Raw genomic sequence first — 20,693 nt, forward strand, 5'->3', positions numbered from 1 at the left:
TCGTCGGGTGTGTCCTCCGCGGTGGCCGCGGACGCATGCTCGGTGCCCGTCCCGGCTCCCGCACATCGACGGCGGAGGCCGGCTCAGACCTGGCCGGCTCCGCCGTCCACGAAGAGTTCGATCCCGGTGATGAAGCTGCTCTCCCGGGAGGCCAGGAACAGGGCCGCCGCGGCCACCTCCTCGGGGCGTCCGGCCCGGCCGAGCGGGACTCCGGCGGTCGCCCGCTCGCGTACGTGCGCCGGGGCGCCGGCCAGGGCCGGGGTGTCGATCGGGCCCGGGCTCAGGGTGTTGACCCGGATGGAGCGCCCCGCGAGCTCCAGTGCCAGGCTGCGCGCGAGGGACCGTACGGCCGCCTTCGTGGCGGCGTACACCCCGTACCGGGTGGACGCCGAGGAGCCGGCGGCCGAGCCCAGCAGAATGACCGAGGCGCCGTCGCGCAGCAGCGGCAGGGCCCGTTGGACGGTGAAGAAGGCGCCCCGGAAGTTGAGGTCCGAGGTGGCGTCGAACTGCTCCTCGGTGACCTCGGCGAAGCCGCCGGCCGGGCCGCCGCCCGCGTTCGCGACCAGCACGTCGATCGCCTCGCAGCCCGCGGCCGCGACCGCCGCGTAGAGCCGGTCCAGGTCCGCGACGAGGGACGCGTCACCGCGGACGGCCACCGCGTCCGGGCCCAGCTCGCGGACCGCGGCGGCGAGTTCCTCCGGCCGCCTGCCGGTGACGAACACCCGGGCGCCCTCCTCCACGAAGCGCCGGGCCGTCGCCAGGCCGATGCCCGACGAACCGCCCGTGACGACCGCGACCTGCCCTTCGAGCCTTCCCGCATGTCCCGTACGCATGACCGTGCCTCCGCGTGGTGAGGGGAGGCGGGTGCGGTCCGCCGGCCGGAAAGCCTAGTGGCGCGCGGGGGCGTGCGCGCGGCCGTTCGGTGGAATGCCGCAGGAGCGCCCGGAGCCGGCAAGGGCCCACGGGAGGCCGCCCGAGTCCACGGGAGCCCGCAGGCTCCGCAAGGCCCGTACGCCCCCGAGCGGTGTACCGGGGCGAGCGACGGGGGAGGAGCCGGACATGGACATCGACGCGGTCCCCGATCCGGGGCTCTACGGCCCGGGCTCCGTGACCTGGCAGTGCCACGGCGACCCGGTCATGTGGATCGCCGGGGTCCGCGCGCTCTACCTCCAGGCCCTCCACCCGCGCGCGGTCCGCGGGGTCATGGAGAACAGCTCCGCCTTCAGCGGGGAGAACGGCGGGGGCGACGCCTGGGGACGCCTGCTGCGCACCGCCGACTTCGTCGGCACCGTCACCTACGGCACCACCGAGGCCGCGGAGCGGGCCGGCGCACGCGTCCGCAAGATCCACACCATGCTGTCGGCGACCGATCCGGCCACCGGCGCACGGTTCCGGGTGGACGAGCCCGAGCTGCTGCTCTGGATCCACTGCGCGCAGATCGACAGCTTCCTGCACGTCCTGCGCCGCTCCGGCGTCCCGCTCACCTCCGCGCAGGCGGACCGGTACGTGGCCGAAAACCGCGTCAACGCCCGGCTCGTCGGCCTCGACCCGTCCGGGGTACCGGGGGACACCGCGGCCCTGGCCTCCTACTTCGAGCGGATCCGCCCCGTACTCGCCGCCGGACCCGACGCCCGCGCCGTCGACGCCTTCCTGTGTGCCCCGCCCATCCACCCCCTCCTCGTCCCTGGCCGAAATCTGGTGTGGCGCCCGCTCGCCGGCCTCGCCTACGGATCGCTCCCCGGCTGGGCGCACCAGCTGTACGGCCGCCCCGCACCGGCCCCGCGCAGCGTCACCCGCCGCCTGCGTCTCACCGGTAGCCTGCTGCGCAGCATTCCCGCAGGTCTGCGCTGGCAGCTGCCTCCAGGTCACATCTTGAAAGCGATGCGCCGCATGGGCCCCGGGAGCCGCCCCGCGCCGTACACACTGCGTACATCAGCGGCCATACTGGACCGGCCGGGGAGGGCGTAGCACGACACACGGGGGCGACTTCAAGACATGGCGGAGCCAAGACTGATCCAGGGCCGGTACCGGTCGCTCGATCTGATCGGCCGCGGCGGCATGGGCGAGGTGTGGCGGGCCCGCGACGAGTCGCTGGGCCGGCAGGTCGCCGTCAAATGCCTCAAGCCCCTCGGGCCCGAGCAGGACACCCACTTCACCCAGGTGCTGCGCGAGCGATTCCGCCGCGAGGCGCGCGTCGCCGCCTCCCTCCAGCACCGCGGCGTCACCGTCGTCCACGACTTCGGCGACGACAGCGCGGCCGGCGGTCCCCTCTACCTCGTCATGGAACTGCTCGAAGGCCGCAACCTCAGCCAGCTCCTGGAGGACAACGACGCGCGCCCGCTCCCCGTGGACGTGGTCGTCGACATCGCCGAGCAGATGGCCGCCGCCCTCGGCTACACCCACGAGCAGGGCGTCGTCCACCGCGACCTGAAGCCCGCCAACATCATGCGGCTCACCGACGGCACGGTGAAGATCTGCGACTTCGGCATCGCCCGGCTGGCCGCCGACATCGGCTTCACCGCGAAACTGACCGGCGGCGGCATGGCCATGGGCACCCCGCACTACATGTCGCCCGAGCAGATCGCCGGCGGCGAGGTGGACCACCGCAGCGACCTCTACTCCCTCGGCTGCGTCCTGTACGAGATCGCCACCGGAGCCCCGCCCTTCGACCTCGGCGACTCCTGGTCCGTGCTGGTCGGCCACCGCGACACCGCGCCCGTGCCGCCGCGCGAGCACCGCCCCGAACTGCCGGTCTTCTTCGAGCGGCTGGTGCTCGACCTGCTCGCCAAATGCCCCGAGGACCGGCCGGGCGACGCCCGCCACCTGCACCGCCGGCTCGTCGAGGCCCGGCTCGGGCCCGGCGCGGCGGCCGGAGCGCACCTGCCGCTGCCCGAGTGGGCCGACGGGATGACCGCCGGGCGCAGGGCCGGCATCGAGGCCCGCCCCGCGAGCGGGGAGTGGGCCGTCCTCACCGGCTCCTGGACCGCCGCGCGCCCGAGCGGGCAGCACCCGACGGCCGCCGGAGCCGCCCCGGCCGCCACGGCCACCCGCCCCGGCACCGGCACCGGCCCCGTCCCCCGGACCGCGCCGACCGTCGTACGCCCGCGTCCGGCCGAGGACCCCCGCCTCACCGCCGCCTACGGGTTCCCGCACGGCCCCGGCTCCGCTCCCTCGGGCCCGGCCGCGCTCGACGCCGGCCACACGCGGGCCTTCGCCCTCAGCCGGGCGGGCCGTACCGAGGAAGCCCTCGCCGGGTACGCGGCCGTCGCCGAAGGACGCGCCCGGGTGCTCGGAGCCGACCACCCGGACACCCTGGCCGCGCGGCAGGAGGCGGCGTACGAGACGGGCCTGCTCGGCCGCCACCAGGAGGCGTACGAGGGCTACCGCGCGGTGCTCACCGCCCGGGAGCGGACCGTGGGCCGGATCCACCCCGACACCCTGCGCTGCCGGCACAACCTGGCCTGCGCGCTGGGCGCTCTCGGCCGCTTCTCCGAGGCCCACGCCGCCGCCGCCGAGGTGGCCGCCGACCGGACCGCCGTACTGGGGGCGGAGCACGCGGACACCCTGCTGACCCGGTACGAGGTGGCGTACGCGCTGGGCCGCCTGGAACGCTGGGAGGAGGCCCTGGAGGCCTTCCGGCACATCGCGGCCGTACGGGAACGGGTGCTCGGCCGCGACCACCCCGACACGCTGGCCGCCCGCTACGAGGCGGGCATCGCGCTGGGCCGGACCGGGCGCTCGGCCGAGGCCCTGGAGCTGTTCCGGGACCTGGTCCGCGACCGCACCCGCGCCTACGGGGCCGCCGATCCGGAGACGCTGCGGGCCCGGCACGTCCTCGGGGTGAACCTCGGGCGCCTGGAACGCTGGGAGGAAGCGGTGGCCGAAGCCCGCGAGGTGGGCGAGGCGCGGGCCCGCACGCTCGGCGCCGAGCACCCCGACACCCTGGTCAGCCGCCGCGAACTCGCCGTGGGACTGGGCCGGCTGGGCCGTTGGGACCAGGCGCTGCCCGTCTACCGGGACCTCTCCGGCATCCGCGAGCGGTCGCTGGGTGACGGCCACCCGGACACGGTCGCGGCCCACGCCGACGAGGCGCACTGTCTGGAGCGGCTGGGGCAGGTGTGTTACCAAGAGCCATGACGACCTCGCGGAGCTTCGGGCACGACGTGTACGACGCGGTGATCGTGGGCGGGGGCCACAACGGCCTCGTCGCCGCCGCCTACCTGGCCCGGGCGGGCCGCTCGGTCCTGGTCCTGGAGCGGCTCGGCCGCACCGGCGGGGCCGCCGTGTCCACCCGGCCGTTCCCGGGCGTCGACGCCCGGCTGTCCCGCTACTCCTACCTGGTCTCGCTGCTCCCCGCGAAGATCGTGCGCGAGCTGGGGCTGGACTTCCAAGTGCGCCGGCGCACGGTCTCCTCGTACACCCCCGTCGAGCGCGCCGGACGCCCCGGCGGACTGCTGGTCGGCGGCGGCGAGGCGCGCACCCGGGAGTCCTTCGCGCGGCTGACCGGCTCGGAGCGGGAGTACGAGAACTGGCGCGCCTTCTACGGGACCACCGGGCGGGCCGCCGAACGCCTCTTCCCGACGCTGACCGAGCCGCTGCCCACGCGCGCGGAGCTGCGGGCCCGGCTGGATGACGAGGCGGCCTGGCGGATGCTGTTCGAGGAGCCGATCGGACGGGCCGTCGAGCGGGAGTTCGCCGACGACCTGGTGCGCGGGGTCGTCCTCACCGACGCGCTGATCGGCACCTTCGCCGACGCCCACGACCCGGGCCTGGCCCAGAACCGCTGCTTCCTCTACCACGTCATCGGCGGCGGCACCGGCGACTGGGACGTACCGGTCGGCGGCATGGGCGCGCTCACCGACGCGCTGGCGGCTTCCGCGCTGGCGGCCGGGGCGGAGATCGCCACCGGGCACGAGGCGCTGCGCATCGACACCGACGGCACGACCGCCCCGGCCGAGGTGACCTTCCGTACGGCGACGGGCGAGGGGCGGGTCGCCGGCCGGGTGGTGCTCGTCAACGCCTCGCCGCGGGCGCTCGCCGAACTCCTCGGGGAGGAACCGGCGCAGCCGGCTCCCGAGGGGGCCCAGCTCAAGGTCAACATGCTGCTGCGCCGCCTGCCCCGGCTGCGGGACTCCTCGGTGGACCCGCGCGAGGCCTTCGGCGGCACCTTCCACATCGCGGAAGGCTACGAACAGCTCGCCCGGGCCCACGCGGAGGCCGCCGCGGGCGAACTGCCCTCCGTACCGCCCTCGGAGATCTACTGCCACTCGCTGACGGACCCGACGATCCTGGGGCCCGAGCTGGCGGAGCAGGGGTACCAGACCCTGACCCTCTTCGGACTGCACACCCCGGCCCGGCTGTTCGAGAAGGACAACCAGGGGGCGCGGGAAGTGCTGCTCGCCGCCACCCTCGCCCAGCTCGACGCCCACCTGGCCGAACCGCTCACCGACTGCCTGGCCTTCGACGCCGACGGCCGCCCGTGCATCGAGGCCAAGACCCCGCTCGACCTGGAGCGCGAACTGCGCCTGCCCGGCGGGCACATCTTCCACCGGGACCTGTCCTGGCCGTACTCCGCATCCGGCTCGGATGGCGACTCCGCCGAGGGCGGCGGCCGTTGGGGCGTGGAGACCGCCCACCGCAACGTACTGCTGTGCGGCGCGGGGGCGGTCCGCGGCGGCGGAGTCAGCGGGGTCCCCGGCCACAACGCGGCGATGGCGGTACTGGGGCACTGACGCGCCCCGGCCCCGCGTCAGCCAACGGGGTCGATCACGACGATCGGAATCTCCCGGCTGGTCTTGGTCTGGTACTCGTCGTACGAGGGCCAGTGCTTCACCATCAGCGGCCAGAACCCGGCGCGCTCCTCGGACGTCGCGGTCCGCGCGATGCCCTGCATCACCTTGGGGCCGACCTGCACCCGGACCTCGGGGTGCTCGGAGAGGTTCCGGTACCAGAGCGGGTCGGCGGGGTCGCCGCCCTTGGAGGCGACGATGAGGTAGCGCCCGCCGTCCTCGCCGTAGATGAGCGGGGTCCGCACCGGCTTCCCGGACTTGCGGCCGATGGTGGTGAGCAGCAGGGTCTGGGTGTTGTTCCAGTACTGCCCCTCGGTCCCGCCCGAACCGACGTACAGCTTGACGTGATCCAGGGTCCAGCCCGGCTTGGGGTCGGTGGGGTTGTCCCAGTCGATGTCGGTCATATGGACTCGCCTGCCTTCGTGTTGAACGGTCAACGAACCACAACAACGAGCGGCAGGGCTACAGGGCACGGTGCATTCCACCCTGGTTCGGAAGCGCGAATCCGTCGAAGAGGTCGTCCAGCGCCCGCCGCGCGGCCCGGGCCGGGGTGGCGCGGACGGCGAGGTCCCGGGCGGCCACCGCGAGGGGGTGCGTGAGGGCGGCGACCCGGCCCGCGCGGCGGGAGCGGATGCGCAGGGCGTCGGTGCGGGCGCAGCGGGCCGCGCTGTAGGCGGCCAGGGCGGCCGGTACGTCGGCCCCGTCCAGCAGGTGCGCGAGGACGGCGGCGTCCTCGACGGCCTGGCACCCGCCCTGGCCCAGGTTGGGGGTCATGGCGTGCGCCGCGTCACCGAGCCATGCCAATCGGCCCTGGTGGAAGCGGGGGAGCGGGGCGGCGAGGTCGTACAGGTCGTGCTGGAGCACGGCCGCCGGGTCGATCCGCTCCAGCAGGGCGGGGATCGGATCGTGCCAGGTGCCGTACCGGCGCAGGAGTTCGGCGCGGACGTCGGCGGGCCGGTGGCCCTCGGGGGCGACCGCGGTGGCGTAGAGGTACACGCGGCCGTCGGCGAGCGGGACGACTCCGAAGCGCTCCGCGCGGCCCCAGGTTTCGGCGGCGGCGCGCACGGGCGGGCCGCCGGCGGGAAGGACGGTCCGCCAGGCGGTCTCCCCGCTGTAGTGCAGGCCGGGATGGGCCGGGAAGTACTGGCGGCGGATCGGGCTGTGGATGCCGTCGGCGGCGATGACCAGGTCGGCGGTGAGGGCGCCGGACGAGGTGTGGGCGCCGGACGAGGTGTGGGCGATCGGATGGCCGTCCGCGCCCTCGACGGAGGTCACTGCCGTGCCGTACCGGAGGGTGCCTTCGGGGAGTGCGGCGGCCAGGGCGGCTGCGAGGGCCGTGCGGTGCACGGCGAGCGGGGGCCGGCCGTACCTGGCCGTCAGCGCGGCGCGGTCGGCACGGCTCAGCAGGCGGCCGTCGGCGCGGCGCAGGTCCATCGCGGCAGGGGTGGCGTCCCCCGTCGCGCGGGCGACGTCGAAGCCGATGGCGTCGAAGGCGCGCAGGGCGTTGGGGGCGAGGACGATTCCCGCGCCGACGGCGGAGGGCCCCGTCGCGCGTTCGCAGACGGTGACGTCCCAGCCGCGACGGTGCAGCGCCACCGCTGCGGCGAGTCCGCCGATCCCCGCGCCCGCCACCACCGCTTCACGTCGAGTCATGGCAGTCTCCTCCCCGTTCCCCGCATCCTCTACAGCTGTAGAGTGTGCATGTGGCCGTCACTCTACACTTGTAGAGTGACGGTATGCACACCCCCGAGCGCGGAAGAGACCGCAGAACACTGATCGCGGACAGCGCGATCGACCTCGTGGCCGCCGCCGGACTGCGGGGGCTGACCCACCGGGCGGTCGACGGCGCGGCCGGGCTTCCGGCGGGCAGCACCTCGTACTACTTCCGTACGAGGACGGCGCTGATCGGCGCCTGTTATGCGCGGCTGGCCGAGCTGGACCTCGGTGACTTCGACGGGGGCGCAACGCCGTCGTCGTCGCCTTCAGCTGCGCCTTCGCCTGCGCCTGCGCCTTCGCCTGCGCCTTCACCGATGGACCGGGACGCCGTCGCCGCGGCGCTCGCCGCGCTGCTGTACGGATGGCTGACCTCGGGGCGCTCCCGCCAGCTGGCGCGCTTCGAGCTGAGCCTGGAGGCCGCCCGGAACCCGGAGCTGGCGACGGAACTGCACCGGGCCGGCCAGGGCTCGCGGGACCGGGCCGCCGGGATCCTCGCGGCGCTCGGCGCCGCCCGGCCGGCCGAGTCCGCCGAGCTCCTGGTCGCGTGGGCCGACGGGCTCCTCTACGACCGCCTCGCGGGCGCGCTCGCCCGCTCCCGCCCGGCACCCGACCTGGCCGAACTCACCTCCGTGACCCGCAGGATGATCGACGCGGCCCTCGCCTAGGCGGCATCTGGGTCTCCGTGGCGCGGGCGGCCGTCAGTCCGCCGAGCGCGACCAGCCCGCCGCCTCGATGCGGGAGGCGTCCGCGGGGCGGTCCTCGGCGAAGAGGAGGTGGGAGGGTTCCGAGACGCGCAGGACGTCCACGTAGGCTCCGCGGCCCACGTAGCGGCCCTGGGCGGTGTGGCGGAAGCGGAGGCGGACCTCGCGGCCGGCCCAGGCGGCGAGCGGGGCTTCGAGCCGGTGCCAGATGCGGCCCGACCAGCCGGAGACGGAGCCCTGCGGCCAGTGTTCGGCGGCTCCGCCGGTGGTGCGGACGGTGGTGAAGGGGAGCGGCTCCCAGGTCTGCCCGTCGGCGGAGGCCTCCACGTGCAGGGCTCCGGCGCCGGGCACGGTGTCCCACCACACCGCGCAGCGCAGCCGGGCGGAGCCGGAGGCGGGGGTGAGGGGCGGGAGGGTCAGGGTGCCGGAGCCGCCGGTCTCCATGCCGGAGTACCAGGCCGGGCCGCCGTGCCTCGTGCGGACGGGGACGGCGCGGGCGAAGCGGTTGCCGACGGCGACGCGCGGGGCGCTGCCGGCGCGCCAGGTGCGCACGGGGTGGACGGAGTTCCCCAGGAGGATCAGGAAGGAGTCCGTGGAGGGGTCCAGGACCAGGGAGGTGCCGGTGAAACCGGTGTGGCCTGCGGAGTGGGGGGTGGCCATGGCGCCCATGTACCAGTGCTGGTAGAGCTCGAAGCCCAGGCCGTGGTCGTCGCCGGGGAACGCGGTGTTGTAGTCGGTGAAGAGGAGCTCGACGGAGGCGGGGCGCAGGATGCGCTTGCCGGCGTAGACCCCGCCGTCGAGGAGGGCGCGGGCGAGGATCGCCAGGTCCCAGGCGGTGCCGAAGACCCCGGCGTGGCCGGCGACGCCGCCCAGCGCGTGCGCGTTCTCGTCGTGCACCTCGCCCCAGACGAGCCCCCGGTCCAGGCCGGACCAGGGCGGGCGCTGCACCTCGGTGGCGGCGGTGACCCGGCGCCAGGAGAGCGGTGGGTTGAAGCGAGTGCGGTGCATCCCGAGTGGAGCGGTGATCTCGTCTTGGAGCAGGAGGTCCAGAGTGTGACCGGTGATCCGTTCCAAGAGCAGTTGGAGGGCGATGAGGTTGAGGTCGGAGTAGCGGTAGACCGTCCCCGGGGTCTCCTGGGGCCTCACCGACCACAGCAGCCTCAACTGACCCGCCCGCGTGGGCTCCTGGTAGAAGGGGGCCCAGGATCGCAGCCCCGAAGTGTGCGTGAGGAGCTGGCGTACGGTGATCGACTCCTTGCCCCCGCCGGTGAACTCGGGCAGGTACCGGTGCACCGGCGCCTCCAGTTCCAGGCGCCCGCGCTCCATCTGCTGCACGGCCAGCAGTGAGGTGAACAGCTTCGACAGGGAGGCCAGGTCGAAGACCGTGTCCTCGGCCATCGCGATCCGCTGGGCGGCCGGGAACTCCCGGACCCGGTCGGTGCGGCCGTCGTAGTCGGCGTACCGGACGGCGTCGCCCATCGCCCGGTGCAGCGCCACGGTGCGGCCCCGCCCGGCGAGGACCACGGCCCCGGCGTAGTAAGGGTGTTCGGGGGAGGGGCCGAGGAAGCGCCGCGCCTCGTCCGCCACCCCTTCGAGGTGCCTCTCCAGCAGCCCCGCCTGGCGGGCGGACCCGTACCGCAGCCGCAGTCCCTGCAGCGCGCGCCGCTCGGCGGGGCCGCCGGCGGCCCCCGCGGACCCGGGCAGTGCGGCCTGGAGCACGAGCACGCCGCCCAGCGCCAGCAGCCGCGCCCCGAGCCGCCGCCGACTGAGACCGCGCACGCGCCCGGCGGCGCCGTCCGCCCCGGGCCCGGCGCGGCCCTCTGTCTGCAGCTCGCCGCCATCCACCTCCAGCTCGCCGCCATCCACCTCCAGTTCGCAGCCGTCCGCCCCCGGCGTGCTGCCGCCGCCGTCGGGCGCCGTCGGGCCGGCCGTGCCGGAGCCCTTCGTGTCACCGTCGTTCCCGGCTGCCCCTGGTGCCTTCATGACCGGTCCTCCCGTCCGCCGCCTTGCCCTCCCGAGTATCTGCCCGCTCACGACTCGGGCTCCGCGGTGACCGGCCGGCAAAGAATCTGACGCTGCATCAGAAAACCTCTTCCCTCGACGGCCGGGCTGCGGCATCCTGCCGCCCATGGAGACGGAGCTGAGCAGGAAACTGGGAATAGAGCACGCCATCTTCGGCTTCACGCCCTTCCCGGCGGTGGCCGCTGCCATCACCCGCGCGGGCGGGTTCGGGGTGCTGGGGGCGGTCCGCTACACCGCCCCCGACGATCTGAAGCGCGACCTCGACTGGATGCAGGAGCACACCGACGGCAAGCCCTACGGGCTCGACGTGGTCATGCCCGCGAAGAAGGCCGTCGACGGCGTCAGCGAGGCCGACATCGAGGCGATGATCCCGGCCGCGCACCGCGAGTACGTCCGCGACACCCTCGCCAAACACCACGTACCCGAACTCGCCGAGGGCGAGGCCTCCGGCTGGCGCATCACCGGCTGGATGGAACAGGTCGCCCGCAACCAGCTCGACGTGGCCTTCGACTACCCCATCAAACTCCTGGCGAACGCCCTGGGTTCCCCGCCCGCCGACGTCATCGCGCGCGCCCACGAGCACGGCGTCCTCGTCGCCGCCCTCGCCGGCAGCGCCAAGCACGCCCGCCGGCACGCCGAGGCCGGCATCGACATCGTCGTCGCCCAGGGCTACGAGGCCGGCGGACACACCGGCGACATCGCCACCATGGTCCTGGTGCCCGAGGTGGTCGAGGCCGTCGCCCCGCTCCCGGTCCTCGCCGCCGGCGGCATCGGCAGCGGCGAGCAGATCGCCGCCGGACTGGCCCTCGGCGCCCAGGGCGCCTGGCTCGGTTCCCTCTGGCTGACCACCACCGAGGCGGACATGCACTCCCGCGCCCTCACCGAGAAGCTGCTCGCGGCCGGCTCCGGCGACACCGTCCGTTCCCGCGCGCTGACCGGCAAGCCCGCCCGCCAGCTGCGCACCGAGTGGACCGACGCGTGGGACGACCCGGAGGGCCCCGGCGCCCTGCCGATGCCCCTGCAGGGACTCCTCGTCGCGGAGGCCGTGTCCCGCATCCAGAAGTACGAGATCCAGCCGCTGCTCGGCACCCCCGTCGGGCAGATCGTCGGCCGGATGAACAGCGAACGCAGCGTCCAGGCCGTCTTCGACGACCTCACCAGCGGCTTCGAGCGCGCCATCGACCGCATCACCCGCATCGCCGGCCGGGCCTGAAGATCCGAGGAGTGGACAAGATGACCGACACGCCCCCCAACGGCTTCTGGGCCCAGGCCACCGCCGACCCCGAGCGCACCGTCCTGGTCACCCCCGAGGGCGAGACCTGGTCCGCCGCGCGGCTGCACGCCGACGTCAACCGCCTCGTGCACGGCCTGCGCGCCGCCGGGCTGGAGCGGGGCGACGTCTTCGCCGTGGTCCTCCCCAACAGCGTCGAGTTCCTCACCGCCTACCTGGCCGCCTCCCAGGCCGGCTTCTACCTCGTCCCGGTCAACCACCACCTCGTCGGCCCCGAGATCGCCTGGATCGTCTCCGACTCCGGAGCCAAGGTCCTGATCGCCCACGAGCGGTTCGCCGACGCGGCCACCGCCGCCGCCGACGAGGCGGGCCTGCCCGCGAGCCACCGGTACGCGGTCGGAGCGGTCTCCGGCTTCCGCTCGTACGGCGAACTGCTCGACGGGCAGCCGGACACCGCCCCCGCCGACCGCACGCTCGGCTGGGTCATGAACTACACCTCCGGCACCACCGGCCGGCCGCGCGGCATCCGCCGCCCGCTGCCCGGCAAGCTCCCGGAGGAGACGTACCTCGGCGGCTTCCTCGGCATCTTCGGCATCCGCGCCTTCGACGGCAACGTCCACCTCGTGTGCTCGCCGCTCTACCACACGGCCGTCCTGCAGTTCGCCGCAGCGGCCCTGCACATCGGGCATCCTCTGGTCCTGATGGACAAGTGGACCGCCGAGGAGATGCTGCGCCTGATCGACGAGCACGCCTGCACGCACACCCACATGGTGCCGACCCAGTTCCACCGGCTCCTCGCGCTCCCGCAGGAGACGAAGGACGCGTACGACGTCTCCTCCATGCGGCACGCCATCCACGGCGCCGCGCCCTGCCCCGACCACGTCAAGCGGGCGATGATCGACTGGTGGGGCCGGTGCGTGGAGGAGTACTACGCGGCGAGCGAGGGCGGCGGCGCCTTCGCGACGGCCGAGGACTGGCTGAAGAAGCCGGGGACCGTCGGCAAGGCCTGGCCGATCAGTGAGCTCGCCATCTTCGACGACGACGGCGAGCGGCTGCCCGCCGGCGAACTCGGCACCGTCTACATCAAGATGAACACCGGCGGCTTCAGCTACCACAAGGACGAGGGCAAGACGAAGAAGAACCGCATCGGCGACTTCTTCACCGTCGGAGACCTCGGCCTGATGGACGAGGAGGGCTACCTCTTCCTCCGCGACCGGAAGATCGACATGATCATCTCGGGCGGGGTGAACATCTACCCGGCCGAGATCGAATCGGCGCTGCTCACCCATCCGGCGGTCGCGGACGCCGCCGCCTTCGGGATCCCGCACCCCTCCTGGGGCGAGGAGGTCAAGGCGGTCATCGAACCGGCCGAGGGCTTCGCGGCGAGCGACGCGCTGGCGGCGGAGATCCTGAACCACTGCGAGCGGCAACTGGCCGGGTACAAGCGGCCCAAGACCGTCGACTTCATCGAGACGATGCCGCGCGACCCCAACGGCAAGCTGTACAAGCGCCGGCTGCGCGAGCCGTACTGGGAGGGCCACGAGCGCGCGATGTGAGGACCCGGGCCGGCCCTGCGGGGCCGGCCCGGCCCATCCGTCCGCCACGCCCGGAGTTTCGTGAGAAGTGCCACGTCAGGGGCGTGGAGGCGGCTGTTGCACCGCACAAGCGCAACAGTTCTGGCAAGTTGGCTGATATGAGTACGGCAACGCACAGATCCCCCCTGACCGACTGGACCGTCGTGGTCCCCGTGGTGGCGCTCGTCGCGCTCGTCTTCAGCTGGGGACGCGACCTGCCCACGCTCGCCGTGGCCCTGGTGGCGCTCTGCCTGGCCGGTGCGGTGCTGGCGGCCGTCCACCACGCCGAGGTCGTCGCGCACCGGGTCGGCGAACCCTTCGGCTCGCTCGTCCTCGCCGTCGCGGTCACCGTCATCGAAGTGGCCCTCATCGTCACCCTGCTGGCCGACGGCGGGGACAAGACCTCCTCCCTCGCCCGTGACACCGTCTTCGCCGCCGTCATGATCACGTGCAACGGCATCGTCGGCCTGTCCCTGCTCGTCGGGGCCCTGCGCAACCGCGTCGCCGTCTTCAACGCCGAGGGCTCGGGCGCGGCCCTGGCCACCGTCGCCACGCTCGCCGTACTCAGCCTCGTGCTCCCCACCTTCACCACCACCAAGCCGGGCCCCGAGTTCTCCACGGCCCAGCTCGCCTTCGCCGCCACCGCCTCGCTCGCCCTCTACGGCCTGTTCGTCGCCGTCCAGACGGTCCGCCACCGCGACTACTTCCTGCCCGTCGACACCAAGCGGATCCGCAAGGAGGCAGCGCAGGCGGCCGCCGCCGCGGCCGCCGGCGAAGACGACGAGCACGCCGAACCGCCCACCGCCCGAGCCGCCCTGATCAGCCTCGGGCTGCTCCTCGTCGCGCTCGTCGCCGTCGTCGGAAACGCCAAGGCGGTCTCCCCGACCATCGAACGCGGAGTCGCGGACCTCGGCCTGCCCTACGCCGTGGTCGGTGTGATCATCGCCCTGCTCGTGCTGGCGCCCGAGACCCTGGCCGCCGTCCGCGCGGCCCGCCGCGACCGGGTGCAGACCAGCCTCAACCTCGCCTACGGCTCCGCCATCGCCAGCATCGGCCTGACCATCCCGGCCATCGCCCTCGCCTCCGTCTGGCTCTCCGGACCGCTGCTGCTCGGGCTCGAACCGCTCCACATGGTGCTGCTCGCGCTGACCATCGTCGTCAGCGCCCTCACCATCGTCCCCGGCCGCGCCACCCTGCTCCAGGGCGGCGTCCACCTCGTGCTGCTGGCCGCGTACCTCTTCCTCGCCGTCAGCCCCTGAGCGCGCCGTGACCCCGTACGGCCGGCCCCAGGGGCCTGTCGTACGGGGTCACGCGCACGTCAGCGCCGCTCGCGCGGCCAGACCACCTTGAGCCGGGGCGAGGATGTCCCGCTCGCAGAACCGTGCCTTCACCCAGCGCTCCTGGGAGAAGAGCCGCGTCTGGTCGGCGGAGTGCGGGGCCTTCGGGTTCGAGGACTGGCCGTACGTCAGCAGCGTGCGCGCCACGGGACAGCGGCCGCCGTCCCAGCCGACGGCCTGGATACGGCCGGAGCCGTGCAGGACCTCCGGGTAGCCCCCACCCGCCGCTCCTTGCCCTGCGACAAGAACGGCTTGAAGTGATCCAGGCCGACAGGGTGATCCGGTGCAGACTTGCCACTGAAGATGGAGAAGTGTTTCGACTGCCTTTCGAGAGGGACAGTGTCGTGGACCCTGCTGTCGCAGCTGTCGCGGCCACCGCCGCGACCACGCTCGTCACCGCGATGACGACAGACGCGTGGGACCACACCCGGCGTGGTTTCGGCCGGCTGCTCAGGCTCGGCGGGCGGGCCGGGGAAGGTGGCGGCGCCGGGGCGGAGGCGGAGCTGGAGCACGCGCGCGAGACCGTGCTCGCCGCGTACGAGCGGGGCGACGCGGCGGCCCTGGGCGAGGCCCATGAGAACTGGGCGGCGAGGCTCGGGGCGGCGCTGGAGGCGAATGCCCACCGCTCGGCCGAGTGCGAGCGGCTGCTGCGCGAACTGATCGCCGGGCAGCCCGGCGCCGACGGCGAGATCCGCGCCCTCGGGGCGGCCCTGCGCGGGGCAGGGGCCCGCGAGGTCTACAGCCAGGTGATCCAGAGCGGCGGCGCGGGCGCCCAGGGCCCGGGGGCCAGCGTGACCGTGAACCACCACCACGGGCCCGGCGCCGCCCAGGCCGGGATTCCCCGCGGAGAGTCTTGACCGAGCCGCGCTACGAGCAGTACCTCACCCCCGGCTCGGCCGCCGCGCAGGGCCCGGGCGCAAGCGTCACCGTCAACCACTACCAAGGGCCTCCCGGGCCCGGCATCGAGGCGCTGCCCGCGCCGTCGGCCCCGGCGACCGACTGGCTGATGGCGCAACCCAGCCGGCTTCTCGACGCGCGCAGCCGTGTAGTGCCCTTCATCGGCCGGGAGGCCGAACTGGAGCGGCTGCGGCGCTGGCGTGACACCCGCAATGCCCGCCTGTCGGTACTGCTGCTCCACGCTCCCGGTGGGGAGGGCAAGACCCGCCTCGCCATGGAGTTCGCCGAGCGGTCCCGAGACCCCGGCCGACCGGCGGCGGAACGCTGGCAGGTGCTGCACGCAGTGGTCCGCGAAGGCGGCCCCGCCCGGGGCACCGGCACCCAACCGGCCGAGGACGGCGCCGGCGTGCTGCTCGTCGTGGACTACGCGGACCGCTGGGCGTACAGCCAGCTGGAGCGGCTGCTGTCCGATCCGGTCCTGCACCGGCAGCGGCCCACCCGTGTCCTCCTGATCGGCCGTACGGTCCGCTGGTTCGCGGCCCTGCGCGGTGAACTCCACGACCGGCGCGCCGAGATCGACGACATGCTGCTGCCCTCCTTGGACGCGGACCGGCTGCGCATGTTCACCGCCGCCCGCGACCGCTACGGCGCGAGCGACCTCTACGACCTGCCGAACACCTCCGCGGTCGAACCGCCCGCCCTCATGGACCGGCCCGACTTCGGACTGACGCTGACCCTGCAGATGGCGGCGCTGGTCGCCGTCGATGCCCACGCGCGCGGGCGCCGGCCGTCCCTGACCGAACCGCACGAGCTGTCGGCCTACCTTCTGGACCGTGAATACCGGGCGTGGCAAAGGCTGTTCGAGGCCGGCGGGTCCGGACTGGACTACAAGACCCGGCCCGCCGTCATGGCCAGGACGGTGTTCACCGCCGCCCTGACCGGGGCGGTCAGCCACGGCACCGGCGCCCGGGCGCTGCGCGCCCTCGACATGCCGGGCCATCCGCAGGACCTCCTCCTCGACCACCGGTTCTGCTATCCGCCCGTCGACCGCGACCTGTTCTTGGAGCCCCTGTACCCCGACCGGCTCACCGAGGACTTCCTCGGGCTGTTCACCCCGGGACACGACATCACCGCGTACGACCCGGACCCCTGGGCGGGCGATGTCCCGGCGGCCCTGATGGGCGGGGACCTGGGGCCGGCGGTGGCCCCGCGGGCCGTGACGTTCCTGGCGTCCGCGGCCGCCCGCTGGGCGCACGTCGGCCGTCGGGTGCTGTACCCGCTGCTGCGGTCCTCGCCCCACCTCGCGATCACCGCGGGCAGCCCCGCCCTGACCACGCTCGCCGCCCTCGCCGGGCTGGGCGACGCCGGCGGCGAGGGCGATGCGGGCGGCGCGGGCACCGGCGACGAAGCCGCGCTGCCACTCGACGCCGATCTGGTGGCGGTGCTGGAGGCCGTGGAAGCCGTGCTGCCCTCGGGCCGCCATGTGGAACTGGACAACGGAATCCTCGCCGTCGCCGAGGCGCTGACCGCGCATCGGCTGGCCACCACCGAGGACCCCGCCCGGCGGGCGGTGCTGTACGGGACGCTGGCGTGGCGCCGGGCCAACGCGGGCCGCCGCGAGCAGGCCGTCTTCCCCGCAGAGGAGGCCGTACGGCTGCACCGGGAGCTCGCCGCCGAGGACCCCGCGCACCTCCCCTTCCTCGCGAACTCCCTCGGTGTGCTCGGCGAGCGGCTCTCCGCCGCCGGCCGCTGGGAGGAGGCGCTGTTCACCGCCGAGGAGTCCGTCGCGATCGGCCGGCGCCTGACCGCCGTTGACCCCGCCGCCCACCAGGACCGACTGGCGGGCGCGCTGACCGGCCTCGGCAGCAGTCTGTCGCGGCACGGCAGGCGGGCGGAGGCCCTGGCCGTCACCGAGGAGGCCGCCGAGCTGTATCGGCGGCTGTCCGAGAGCGACCCCGTGTACCGTCCCGACCGGGCCGCGCTCCTCACCCACCTGGGCCTGCGGCTCCTCGACGCCGGTCGCACCGAGGAGGGCCTGGCCGCCAGTGAAGAGGCTGCCGGGCTGTACCGGAGGCTGTCCGCCGCCGACCCCGGCAGCGAGCGGCACCACTTCGCGCGCTCCCTCATCAACCTGGGGGCCGCGCTGCGCGCCGTCGGCAGGCTGGAGGAGGGCCTGGAGGTCACGGAGGTGGCCGGCGATCTGTACCGTCGGCTCGCGGAGGCCAATCCCGCCGCCCACCAGCCCGATCTGACGGCGGCGCTGGTCAGCCTCGGGGCGTTCCTCGCGGAGATGGGCCGGGGCGCGGAGGGCCTGGCCCCGGTCGAGGAGGCCGTGGAGATCCAGCGCCGGCTCGCCGAGTCCGACCCCGCCGCCCACAGCCTCGATCTGGCCCGGGTGTTGAACGACCTCGGGACCCGGCTGCTCGCCCTGGGGCACGAGGAGCGGGCCCTGGCGGTGACGAGGGAGGCCGACGACCTGTACCGGCGGCTGGCTCGCGCGCATCCCACCGTCGACCTTCCCGAACACGCCGCCGTACAGGACCGGTTGGCCCGGGAGCCGGATCGGGTCCGGGAGGAGGCGCTGGCGGTCACGCGCGAGGCGACCGAGTTGTACCGGCTGCTGGCCAACCCGCCGACCGGCGCCGACCTCACTGACCTCAGCACGCTGGCGGGCGCGTTGGGCAGGGTCGGTGAGACGCTGATCGGGCTCGGGCGTTTCGAGGAGGCCCTCACGGCCGTGGAGCGGGCAGCGGCCGTCCACCTCGACATCGGCGACCGGCGCCGAGCGGCCGAGCTGCTCCTCCAGTCGGGCAGCGCCCTGGCAGGCATACGGCGGCAGAAGGAGGCGATCGGCCTGTTCGAACAGGCCGTTCAGCACTTCGACCGGCTGGGTGAACGGGCTCTGCTGGGGGCCACGCTCACCAACCTCGGCACCTCCCTGGCAGCCGACGGCCGCACCGACGAAGCCGTCACCGCCTGCGAACGGGCGGCGGCCATCTTCCGGAGCGGCGGTCCGGGCGGCGGTAGCGCCGGAGGTGACGCGGCCAGTGACCCGGGCCCTTTGGAGATCGCCGCGCTCACCAACCTGAGCAATGCCCTGACAGCCGCCAAACGGTACGCCGAAGCCGCCGAAGTCAGCCGGCGGGCCGCAGCCCTGAGCGCCGGCGGCGGCCGTGACCGCTTCGGCAGCGCGCCGCTCCACAACCTGGGCAACGCCCTGATCAACGACGGCCGGTTCGAGGAAGCCATCGCGCCCGTCCGGCAGGCCGCCGCCCTCTACCGCCAGGACGGCGATCGAGGCCGTGAGGCCGATTCCCTCGCCAACCTCGCCGTCGCCCTGCACCGTACGGGTCGACTCGACGAGGCGATCACCACCTACCAGCGCTCGGCCGCGCTCTTCGAAGAAACCGGCGAACGCGGCAAGGAGTGCTGGGTGCTCGGCGGTCTCATCCCGGCCCTGATCGAAGCGCAACGCTACGAAGCGGCCGTCGACGCCGCGCAGCGGTCCGCCACCCTCTACCGTGACCTGGGCGACCGTACGGGTGAGGCGTCCGCACTCATCAACCTCGGCAACGCCGCCGGTCAGGGGGGCCGTTACGCGGAGGCGGCCACCGCCTGCGGGAAGGCGGCCGCCCTGCTGCGGGAGACCGGCGACCACGAGCGCGAGGGCAATGCGCTGTCCAACCGCAGCGAGGCACTGGCCCGGGCGGAACGCCACGACGAGGCTGCCACCGCCTGCGAAGAGGCCGTGGCCGCGTACCGCCGGTCCGGCAATCGGGCGCGGGAGGCCGTGATGCTGCACAACCTCGCCATCCGCCTCTTCCAGGCCCACCGCTCCGACGAAGCCCTCGACGCCTACCGGCAGGAGCTCGCGGTCCACCGGGAGACCGGCGACCCCCGGGGCGAGCTGACCACCCTGCGCAGCCTCTCCCTCGTCCTGGTCTACGAGGAACGGTACGAGGAGGCGGTGCCCGCCTGTGAGCAGGCACTCGTCTGCTGCCGCGCGGCCGGCGACCGCGAGCACGAGGGGGAACTCCTGGACCGGCTCGGCGAAGCACTGGGAGCGCTGGGCCGCGTGGAGGAGTCGGCCGCCGCCCGGGAAGGGGCCGTCGCCGCGCACCGGGCCGTCGGTGACAGGGCGGGCGAGGCCGCGGCCTCCGCCGAACTCGGGTACGCCCTCGACCGATTGGGAAGGTTCGAGCAGGCCGCCGACGCGGGCCGGCACGCCGCCGAGCTGCACCGGCGGGCCGGCGACCGCGCCCGCGAGGCCCATGCCCTCATCGTCGTCGGCAATGGCCTGGAGCATCAGGGGAAACCGAAGAAGGCCATCCCTGCCTACACCCGGGCGGCGGACCTGTCCCGCGAGATCGGCGACGCCCCCGCCGAGGCCACGGCTCTGCGCCGGCTCGGCGGCGCCCTCGATGCGGCGGGCCGGCACGCGCAGGCCATGACCGTCCTGCAACAGGCCGCGACGGTCTCCCGGGGCGCCGGCGACCAGGAGGGCGAGGCCATGGCCCTTTACCACATGGGTGAGAAACTCACCAACGCCGGCCGGCTCGAAGAGGCCGTCGTCGTCCATCGGCGCGTCGCCACCGTGTTCCGTGAACTGGACCGCCCGGACACCGAAGGGTCCGCACTCCTCAACCTGGCCCGCGACCTGCGGGAGTTGGGCCGAGACGAGGAGGCCGTCGCCGTCTACCGGCGGGCCGTGGTCGTCTACCCCCGGACCGAGGACCGGGCGCGGGAGAACCAGCTCCACCTCCACCTCGGCATGACGCTGGAGAAGCTGGGCCGGCGCGCCGACGCGCTCCTCTCGTACGGACGTGCCGCGGACCTGTTCCGTGCCGCACAGGACCGCACCAACGAGAGCCGGACCCTGTACCGCTACAGCGTCCTGGCCGTGGAGCTCAGGCAGTACGGGGACGCCATCCCCGCCCTCGAGCGGTACCTGGCGCTCTGCCGGGCCACCGCCGACGGGCAGGGCGAGGGCACCGCCCTGCTCATCCTCGGCGGCCTCCTCGTGGACGTGGGACGGTACGAGCAAGCCGTGACCGTCAACGACCAGGCAGCCAGTCACTTCCGTGCCGAGGGCAGGACCCGGGCGATGGACCTGGCCCTGACCCACCGCAGCAAGGCCCTCCACGCACTGGGCCGCCGCGACGCCTGACCCGGGGCCGCGACCGACCGACACGGTGGGCCCGGGGTCAAGTCCGGGGTGACGGCGAAGTGCAAGGCTGACGCACCCACCACGGCTCAAGGGGCGAGAACGGCCTGGACGAGTGCCTCTCACACCGGCGGGAAACCCCGTTGCCGGATCGTTACCACGCGGGCGGACCTTGGCCGGAAAACCTATCCGAACGCCCCGGCTCGCGAACTACCGTCCGGTAGCACAGGGGGTGGAGGTCGTCGGATGACCCGTGCTCCGG

General features: G+C 74.1%; 13 protein-coding genes and 1 pseudogene. 9 read left to right on the plus strand and 5 right to left on the minus strand.

Features of this window, described 5'->3' with window-relative positions:
- Positions 1 to 83: 83 nt before the first annotated feature.
- Entirely contained in the window at positions 84 to 833 is a 750-nt protein-coding gene (locus OG276_RS34225; RefSeq protein ID WP_266911410.1) for an SDR family oxidoreductase, read from the minus strand.
- Between the two features lie 226 nt (positions 834 to 1,059).
- On the opposite strand from OG276_RS34225, the gene OG276_RS34230 reads away from it, so the two are divergent.
- From OG276_RS34230 to OG276_RS34240, 3 genes are read left to right on the plus strand one after another with little or no spacing between them, the layout of a single operon-like run.
- Positions 1,060 to 1,968 carry an oxygenase MpaB family protein gene (locus tag OG276_RS34230; protein WP_266911412.1) on the plus strand — a complete coding sequence of 303 codons (909 nt, stop codon included), beginning with the start codon at positions 1,060 to 1,062 and terminating at the stop codon, positions 1,966 to 1,968.
- Positions 1,969 to 1,995: 27 nt separating this feature from the next.
- The gene (locus OG276_RS34235; protein WP_266911414.1) at positions 1,996 to 4,137 is read left to right on the plus strand and encodes a serine/threonine-protein kinase; all 2,142 of its coding nucleotides are present in this window, start codon (positions 1,996 to 1,998) and stop codon (positions 4,135 to 4,137) included.
- Positions 4,134 to 5,732 carry an NAD(P)/FAD-dependent oxidoreductase gene (locus OG276_RS34240; RefSeq protein ID WP_266911416.1) on the plus strand — a complete coding sequence of 533 codons (1,599 nt, stop codon included), beginning with the start codon at positions 4,134 to 4,136 and terminating at the stop codon, positions 5,730 to 5,732. Before OG276_RS34235 ends, OG276_RS34240 begins: the two co-directional genes overlap by 4 nt.
- Positions 5,733 to 5,749: 17 nt before the next feature.
- Here OG276_RS34240 and OG276_RS34245 read toward each other — a convergent pair whose 3' ends face one another.
- Positions 5,750 to 6,193: a nitroreductase family deazaflavin-dependent oxidoreductase gene (locus OG276_RS34245; RefSeq protein ID WP_266911418.1), complete on the minus strand. Its 444-nt coding sequence runs from the start codon at positions 6,191 to 6,193 to the stop codon at positions 5,750 to 5,752.
- Positions 6,194 to 6,251: 58 nt separating this feature from the next.
- Positions 6,252 to 7,442, minus strand: a complete 1,191-nt coding sequence (locus OG276_RS34250) for an FAD-dependent monooxygenase (protein ID WP_266911420.1) — start codon at positions 7,440 to 7,442, stop codon at positions 6,252 to 6,254.
- 83 nt (positions 7,443 to 7,525) lie between these two features.
- Here OG276_RS34250 and OG276_RS34255 point away from each other — a divergent pair, with 83 nt between their 5' ends.
- Positions 7,526 to 8,170, plus strand: a complete 645-nt coding sequence (locus OG276_RS34255) for a TetR/AcrR family transcriptional regulator (protein ID WP_266911422.1) — start codon at positions 7,526 to 7,528, stop codon at positions 8,168 to 8,170.
- Between the two features lie 33 nt (positions 8,171 to 8,203).
- On the opposite strand, the gene OG276_RS34260 is transcribed toward OG276_RS34255, so the two are convergent.
- Positions 8,204 to 10,189 (minus strand): serine hydrolase, encoded by a 1,986-nt coding sequence (locus OG276_RS34260; protein ID WP_266911424.1) that lies wholly within the window; start codon positions 10,187 to 10,189, stop codon positions 8,204 to 8,206.
- A gap of 145 nt (positions 10,190 to 10,334) precedes the next feature.
- Between OG276_RS34260 and OG276_RS34265 the strand changes: the two genes are divergently transcribed.
- The 3 genes from OG276_RS34265 (at position 10,335) to OG276_RS34275 (ending at position 14,292) form a co-directional block, all read left to right on the plus strand.
- Positions 10,335 to 11,441 carry a nitronate monooxygenase gene (locus OG276_RS34265; protein ID WP_266911426.1) on the plus strand — a complete coding sequence of 369 codons (1,107 nt, stop codon included), beginning with the start codon at positions 10,335 to 10,337 and terminating at the stop codon, positions 11,439 to 11,441.
- A gap of 20 nt (positions 11,442 to 11,461) precedes the next feature.
- On the plus strand, positions 11,462 to 13,015 hold the full coding sequence (locus tag OG276_RS34270; RefSeq protein ID WP_266911428.1) for an acyl-CoA synthetase: 1,554 nt from the start codon (positions 11,462 to 11,464) through the stop codon (positions 13,013 to 13,015).
- Positions 13,016 to 13,152: 137 nt separating this feature from the next.
- Positions 13,153 to 14,292, plus strand: a complete 1,140-nt coding sequence (locus tag OG276_RS34275; RefSeq protein ID WP_266911430.1) for a calcium:proton antiporter — start codon at positions 13,153 to 13,155, stop codon at positions 14,290 to 14,292.
- A 48-nt stretch (positions 14,293 to 14,340) separates the two neighbouring features.
- Here the strand turns inward: OG276_RS34275 and OG276_RS34280 are convergent.
- A pseudogene (locus OG276_RS34280) lies at positions 14,341 to 14,595 on the minus strand (penicillin acylase family protein); the annotation flags it as partial.
- Between the two features lie 119 nt (positions 14,596 to 14,714).
- On the opposite strand from OG276_RS34280, the gene OG276_RS34285 reads away from it, so the two are divergent.
- Together OG276_RS34285 and OG276_RS34290 are read left to right on the plus strand one after the other, a co-directional pair.
- A complete protein-coding gene (locus OG276_RS34285) occupies positions 14,715 to 15,227 on the plus strand; it encodes a hypothetical protein (protein WP_266911432.1) in 513 nt (170 codons plus the stop codon).
- The gene (locus tag OG276_RS34290) at positions 15,224 to 20,434 is read left to right on the plus strand and encodes a tetratricopeptide repeat protein (RefSeq protein WP_266911434.1); all 5,211 of its coding nucleotides are present in this window, start codon (positions 15,224 to 15,226) and stop codon (positions 20,432 to 20,434) included. The genes OG276_RS34285 and OG276_RS34290 overlap by 4 nt, the downstream gene beginning before the upstream one ends.
- The last annotated feature ends 259 nt before the right edge of the window (positions 20,435 to 20,693 follow it).

The sequence above is a fragment of the Streptomyces sp. NBC_00086 genome, from assembly GCF_026343255.1.
Classification (GTDB): Bacteria; Actinomycetota; Actinomycetes; order Streptomycetales; family Streptomycetaceae; genus Streptomyces.